This window comes from Streptomyces griseus subsp. griseus (assembly GCF_000720255.1).
GTDB lineage: Bacteria > Actinomycetota > Actinomycetes > Streptomycetales > Streptomycetaceae > Streptomyces > Streptomyces griseus_I.
In genome coordinates, this window is sequence record NZ_JOJE01000034.1 from 69,902 (window position 1) to 76,025 (window position 6,124).

5 protein-coding genes and 1 pseudogene are annotated in these 6,124 nt (G+C 67.5%); 2 read left to right on the top strand and 4 right to left on the bottom strand.

Going from position 1 to position 6,124, the window contains the following annotated elements; genetic code table 11:
• The first annotated feature begins 25 nt into the window (after window positions 1-25).
• Window positions 26-862: a hypothetical protein gene (locus IG99_RS33690; protein WP_158973293.1), complete on the top strand. Its 837-nt coding sequence runs from the start codon at window positions 26-28 to the stop codon at window positions 860-862.
• Window positions 863-918: 56 nt separating this feature from the next.
• Here the strand turns inward: IG99_RS33690 and IG99_RS33695 are convergent, their stop codons facing one another.
• Complete coding sequence (locus tag IG99_RS33695; protein WP_037680736.1) at window positions 919-1,104, bottom strand: hypothetical protein; 186 nt, start codon at window positions 1,102-1,104, stop codon at window positions 919-921.
• 345 nt (window positions 1,105-1,449) lie between these two features.
• Here IG99_RS33695 and IG99_RS49165 point away from each other — a divergent pair, with 345 nt between their 5' ends.
• Window positions 1,450-1,980, top strand: coding sequence for a hypothetical protein (locus IG99_RS49165; protein ID WP_158973294.1), 531 nt, complete (start codon window positions 1,450-1,452; stop codon window positions 1,978-1,980).
• A 479-nt stretch (window positions 1,981-2,459) separates the two neighbouring features.
• Here the strand turns inward: IG99_RS49165 and IG99_RS50725 are convergent.
• The 3 genes and pseudogenes from IG99_RS50725 to IG99_RS33710 form a co-directional block, all read right to left on the bottom strand.
• Window positions 2,460-2,645: pseudogene (locus IG99_RS50725) on the bottom strand (SPOR domain-containing protein); the annotation flags it as partial.
• A gap of 9 nt (window positions 2,646-2,654) precedes the next feature.
• Entirely contained in the window at window positions 2,655-2,996 is a 342-nt protein-coding gene (locus IG99_RS33705; protein WP_229868564.1) for a PadR family transcriptional regulator, read from the bottom strand.
• A gap of 87 nt (window positions 2,997-3,083) precedes the next feature.
• Window positions 3,084-5,597: a DEAD/DEAH box helicase gene (locus tag IG99_RS33710; RefSeq protein ID WP_078948061.1), complete on the bottom strand. Its 2,514-nt coding sequence runs from the start codon at window positions 5,595-5,597 to the stop codon at window positions 3,084-3,086.
• Between the last annotated feature and the right edge of the window lie 527 nt (window positions 5,598-6,124).

Below are 6,124 nucleotides of genomic sequence, written 5' to 3' on the forward strand. Positions count from 1 at the left end.
CAAGAGTTCAACCAGGCGAGGAACGATGGCTAACTTCCAATTCGGTATGAACGACTACAGCGTCGACGTCCAGGCGCAGCACAACGTGACCTTCACCCAGGGCTGGGACGTACACCGTCTCGCCCTGACCTTCGACGTGACCGCCCGCGGCAACTACACCGTGGACGCGCCCTTCCTTGCCTCCGGCGACCTCTGGGTACACGAGATGCCGAACCCCGCCAGCTACATCGGCAGCGTCCACGCCCCGAGGGGCCCCGTGGGGCTGAAGCCATTCAAGATGCAGCTCACGCTGGAGACGACCGTGACGGACCGGCAGCTTCGCGGCCTGGAGAAGCTGCGCGCGGGTGCCGACCTGGTCCTGCGCGCCCAACTCAGCTTGACTGCCCTGGCAGAGACGAAGCACTGGCCCGTCGCCCAGGACCAGGAGATCATCCGTATCCCGCACGCGACGTGGAGCAACGCCCTCACCCAGCTCGATGCCGGCGCGTTCGTCGACGTGCTCATCCCGGTCACCACCGTGGAGGCCCGGGCCACCGGCGCACGACGGATCCGCGAAGCGAAGAGAGCGGTCCGCGACGGCCGGTACGAGTACGCCGTGACCCTCGCCCGCGCAGCCCTCGATCCCGTACGGGAGGCCTGCAACACCCAAAAGGTCCACGACCAGGCGGCGAAGAAGAAGGCTGCGGAGCGGGACCAGGAGGAGCGCTGGGCGGTACTCATCCAGAGCGCCTTCGCCTTGTTCAGCGGTGCCCCGCACGACGACTCGGGCACGACCGAGAACTTCGTCTGGACCCGCGCCGACGCCGTTGCGGCAGTCGCCACCGCCGCTGGCCTGCTTGCCCGGCTTGAGGATCGCCCGTAGCGGGCCGACGGCCATGCAGGCTGCCGCCGGCCACGGCTCGGGTCGTCTGGCCGCTGTCAGCGCGACTGGATCCAGAGGCCGCCGTACGCGACGATGGCGCCGCCGACCGCGGTTGCGACCCCTCGGAGCAGATGCAGGCCGGCCTCATTGCGGAGCCGCCGGGCGCGCTTGGCCCACCTGGTCCTCGAGGACGGGAGGGGTTCCGGGTCCGGGCTGTTGCCCGTACGCTCGGGCTTGGACATGAGCTTCTCCTTCGTCGGGGATGTTCGGTCTTCTGCAGACGGCTCCCTGCCCACCAGGGGGCCGTCGCCGTTTCCGGCGACAGCCGTGCCGTTGTCCACCCATTGAGATTTTTGACGTCTCGTGGTGTGGACGAGGACCAACAAAAGCACCTCGAAACCCGCTCTGACCAGCGAAAACAGTGGATTGTCGAAAGAAGTCCATCTGTGTCAACGAGACGCCAATGCGGTTCTACTTGGGTCTTTGTGACCTCAACACGAGTAATCCCGGGGTCACCTGGGGTGTCATGCCGAGCATTCGTGAGCAATCGCGTGTCGAACTGAGTTGATGCGTGCGAGAGTTGATGGATGCCTCAGATGCTGCGGATGCCCAGCAAAGCCGACCTGCCTGATGGGACCAGGCGTGACTTTGTCGCCGAGCTGTTCGTCCACTTCAAGGAAGCAGGGCGTCCTACACCCGCCCGCATCGCAGCGAAGACCAGCTCTATGCAGGATCCACTTCCTGTAAGCCGGGAAACCATCCGTCGGCTCCTCAAGGGGCAGACAATCAGCACGTGGGAGCGAGTCGACGCGGTCCTGCGAGCCCTGTGCGAGATCGGTGGTCAGGACCCTGACCGCAGGCGCTGGTCGGAGTCGTCCGACTGGAACGACGATGGGGATCCGACCACCTGCAGGGAGCGCCTGCGCCAGTTGTTGAACGACGACATTGATGGCGTCGAACCGGAAAACACCCCTGCTCCTGTCCCGCCGGCGCGATCCAACTCGGGGTGGGGCGCCCCTCGTACCCAGCCCACGCAGGATGATCCGTGGGCCACCACGCCCACGCCGGCCCCGACTACTCCAGCCAAGGGCGGCTACTCCGACGAACCGCCCTTCTAGACGCGTACAGGTGGCCATCTGCTTGTGATCAGCCGTGTTGTCCTGACGGGGAAGCGGCGGGTTGTCTGCGACGGCTCCTGCCACCTGGGGCCTCATTGGACACGCTGCCGTCGCGCCGCCAGGCGAAGGGACCAGGCGAAGTACAGTCCGCTGCGCAGTGTGACCCGCAGCAGCCAGGCCACCCGGGTACGCAGAGGCTGTTTGCCGAGGTCGACCCACTCTGCCATCCACTCTTCGGGCCAGCGGTCACGGGCGTTCGCGGGCAGGAGGCGGGAGAGTGCTTCGAACAGAGGCCGTGCCCGTTGTAGGCGCCGGTCAGCACAGTCGTCCATTTCGCTCGCGGGTTCACCCCTGGCGGCGTCAGCGGATTCCTGGGGTGAGGGTGGTATTTGCCCGAGCCCGCGTCGGATGCCCGAGGGGCCACCTCGCACGATGTCCCGCGCAGAGTCACTGCTGTTGGTACTGGGAGTTGCACGGCCTTGTCCGACGCGTTCCACCCAGTAGAGCTGCCGATGGCCGCGTTCATCGAGACCTTCGCTGATCTTTTCGGCTTCGTCGCGGGTGGCATACCTGCCGACCCTGTACCGGTTGCCGTTATCGTCCTGGCGGATCACTAACCAGGGGAACGTGAGCGGTTCGCTGACCTCATTGTCGGCGCCGTGCATAACGCAGCCTCAACTCCCCAGACCATCAGCAGGGCGAAGGCGGGCAGAGGTGGCGCCCCCCTGGTAGGCGGCGGCGAGAGCGACGCGGGCGGACTCGGCACCGCTTGGGGCGAAGCGGTAGTAGCGGCGGCGGGGCCGGGGCGGATCGGTCTTCTCGATCTCGTTCTGGTCTTCCCAGAAGGACTCAAGCCAGCCTGTGTTCTCGAGGCGGGCGAGGATCGGGTGGATGGTGCCGGTGGGAAGGCCTGCTGCTTGGGAGAGTTCCAGACCGTAACGGGCCTCGGCAGGGCTCTCCAGCAGGGTCCGCAGCACCAGTTGTGTCTGGAGCGTCATGCGCGGCGTCTTTGCCATGCCAGAACTCTAGTATGGGATTCACCTGCACAACAGCGGAATGCGGCATCTGCCTCAGGCAGATGCCGCACCTCGAACTGTCGCTACCTACGCCCAGCGCATCCCGATCGCGGACAGCTGCTCGCGTCGGTCCTCCGGCAGCGTTGCCGCACGGGAGCGCTGGTTGCCGATCCATGCCCCGAGACGGAACTGCAGTTCCCATCCCTCGTCCGAGAGCACGGTCTCCACGTGCTTGCGGGGGACGTTCAGATGGCCCTCGCGCTCGTAGAACTGCTTCGCGGCGGCCAGGTTGGCGGCCCACTTGTCGGCCTGGGTACGGCGCGGCTTGGGCTTCTCGTCCTCGGTGGCGGGCTCGATCCCGAGGACCTGCTCCAGCATCCACTGCTGCACCCCGGTGAGCTTGTCCCAGCCCAGACGCTGGACACGCACCCAGCGCCCGAGGTCCTCGCCCTGGCGCAGGACGTCACCCGGCTCGGTCGGCAGCACGCCGCCGTCGTCCAGGTGCAGCCGGGTGAGGTGGAACGCCCGCTGCCACTCCACGGGCCAGGTGGGGCACCACGAGGCGTCGATCTCCTCCAGCTGCTCGCGCCGGTCCTCCGACAGCGCGCCGGCCACCGATCCCACCGGCAGGCCCTCGGCACGCCGCTGCTCGATCTCGGCTGCCTTGCGGGCGGCTGCCCGGGCGTTCTTGAGCCAGATGCCCACCTTGGCGCCCTGGTAGGTGGCGTCCAGAGGAGCCAGGAGGTGCCCGTTCTCGGCAGCCCACCCTCGGGCGGCGGCCAGGCCCTCCTCCCACGCGACGTCGAAGTGCGACCACACCATGCCGAGCTTCTCCAGCTGCTCGACACGGTCCTCGTCCATGTCCCCGCGGGCGTAGAAGCGGCGGGCGTCGGCGATCCACTGCCCCAGCGGGAAGTTGGCCAGCGAGGCCGGCCACCCCGCCTCCACCGCCTCGGGCCCCTTCGGCACCCGGTACGTGAACGGCACCTTCAGGTCCCCGACCTCGCGCGCGTACAGCACGGCGGCCTCGATGCCGCGCCGCCAGTGCTCGTGCTCGGGGTTGAGGACCCGCAGGTTGATGAACGCGGCCAGCTGCGCCGGGTCACGCGGCGTGGAGAACTTCAGCAACGCCTTCGCCGACGCGGACGGCCCACCGTCCCCGCCCCCGCTCTTCTCCTTGCCCTTGGCGTCCTTCTGGACGGGCTTGTAGCGGCTCGGGGCCTGCTGTTGGGCCAGTTGTTCGACGATGCGGGTGTCGTGCGCCCTGAGCGCCTCCAGCAGCTTTGCCAGCCCGCCGAACGCCCGGCTGGTGAGCATGTTGTCCGCCGTCTCCCCGGGTGCCAGCAGCACCGGCACCACGAGGGAGGCCATCTTGCCCTCGCCGGGCTGCATCCGCAGCGCGCGCCCCACCGCCTGGACCAGATCCGGCATCGACCCGCGCACGTCCGCGAAGTACACGGAGTCGCAGTTGCGGGTGTCGACGCCCTCGCCCAACACCTTCACCGAACTGAGGAACGCCTTCTCCACCACCGTGCCGTTCGTGGCGATCAGGGAGGAGAACTCCCCGAGCACCCGGCGGCGGTGCAGCGCCTTGTGATCGCCGCACAGCCAGTCCGCCCACACCGTCGCCGGATACAACTCCGGATCGGCCGCGTGCAGCTGCGCCGCGACATCCGGCACCCCGGCAGAGAACGCTTCGGCCTCCTTGATGACGTGATGGAACACGAGCGTGCGCTTGAAGGCTTCCTCGGCTGACGCCTTCACCAGGGCCGTCTGGAGAGCGGCGAGCCGGGCCCCGCGCATCTCGTCCGACCGGCCCTCGGCACCCAGCAGCAGCGCGGCCTGGAACTGCGTGTCGGTGATGTCCACACACACCACCTGGTACGGCGCACAGATCCCCCGGTCGATCGCCTCCGACAGCGTCAGGGTGAAACACCGGCTGCCGAACGGCCCGTCCGGGTCATCCGACATGCTCGCCACCAGATCACCCGGCGCACCGCCCTGCTCCTGGTCCTCGTCCAGCTGCCACAGCCGGGGCGTGGCCGTCATGTACAGCCGCCGCAGCGACGGGATGCGGGTGTTGTCGTGAACGACCGCCCACGGCTTGCCGATCCGGCCCGAAGTCCGGTGCGCCTCATCGACCACGATCAGGTCCCACGCCGAAAGGCCGGCGGCGTGCGCCCGCTCCAGCGTGCCCAGCCCCAGGCTGGCGTAGGTGGCGTACACGGTGACCTTCTCCAGGCCCCTCGTCCACTCCACCAGCTCGTCCACGTCCGTGGTGTTGGGGAAGGACACCTCCTCACCCCGCAGGGAGGAGACCCCGATCATCGGGCCCCTACGGCCGCCCTCACGCCACGCAGACTCGGTCTGGGCGAGCAGATCCAGCGAGGGCACGAGGACCAGCACACGGCCCGCGTGGAGCTCTTCCGCGCTCCGGACCGCCACCCGGGTCTTCCCGGACCCGGTCGCCATGATCACCTGTGTCCGCAGACCCCTCTCCGGCACCAGCGATCTTGCAGGGAGTTCGAGGGCACGGAGGACCGCGTCAATGGCTTCTCGCTGGGCGGCCTCGCGCTGATCTGCGCGGTTCGTGGTCGACATTCCTGTCTGCTTTCTCCTGGGTGATGCCCGGTCGGTTCGAGTGAGGGGAAACGGGAAAACTGCACGCAGAAGCGCTACAAGGGCTACGGTGGGAGTGGCTCGGGCGGTTGGCTACTCTGCCTAACCGAAGCACTCGCAAGGGTCCTAAGTGGATCTCGATAAGCCTCCGAGCGTTCCAAGGGTGGTGCGCCCTGAGTCCAGAGTCTATCTCGTGCTTCAAAATGAAGCAGCAACAAGGGAGAAAATCCCTCGAACGTGGCGCGATCCTGTTAGTCTGGCCCTATCGGAGCAGGAAAGCAGCCTGACGGGAGGTCACGTGATCGTGGTTTCAAGTCGACTCCCAGCCCAGCGTTTCCATGCCATCCTGACTCTCCGTCACCCCCTCCGAATTCCCCGATTCACCCCGCGCCCGCATTCCGGCCCTCGCTTCCCCCTCTCACTGCTGCTGCTTTTCCTCACAGTTCCCCTACAGGCCGGTTGGGTTGGGGCTGGAGCGGAGCGGAGGCCCCGTTCCGGGCTCAGGCTGG

Excerpts from the sequence above, each read along its gene's own strand:
- IG99_RS49165 (WP_158973294.1), top strand. The coding sequence starts at position 1,450 with ATGCCTCAGATGCTGCGGATGCCCAGCAAAGCCGACCTGCCTGATGGG.
- IG99_RS33705 (WP_229868564.1), bottom strand. The coding sequence starts at position 2,996 with ATGGCAAAGACGCCGCGCATGACGCTCCAGACACAACTGGTGCTGCGG.
- IG99_RS33695 (WP_037680736.1), bottom strand. The coding sequence starts at position 1,104 with ATGTCCAAGCCCGAGCGTACGGGCAACAGCCCGGACCCGGAACCCCTC.
- IG99_RS33690 (WP_158973293.1), top strand. The coding sequence starts at position 26 with ATGGCTAACTTCCAATTCGGTATGAACGACTACAGCGTCGACGTCCAG.
- IG99_RS33710 (WP_078948061.1), bottom strand. The coding sequence starts at position 5,597 with ATGTCGACCACGAACCGCGCAGATCAGCGCGAGGCCGCCCAGCGAGAA.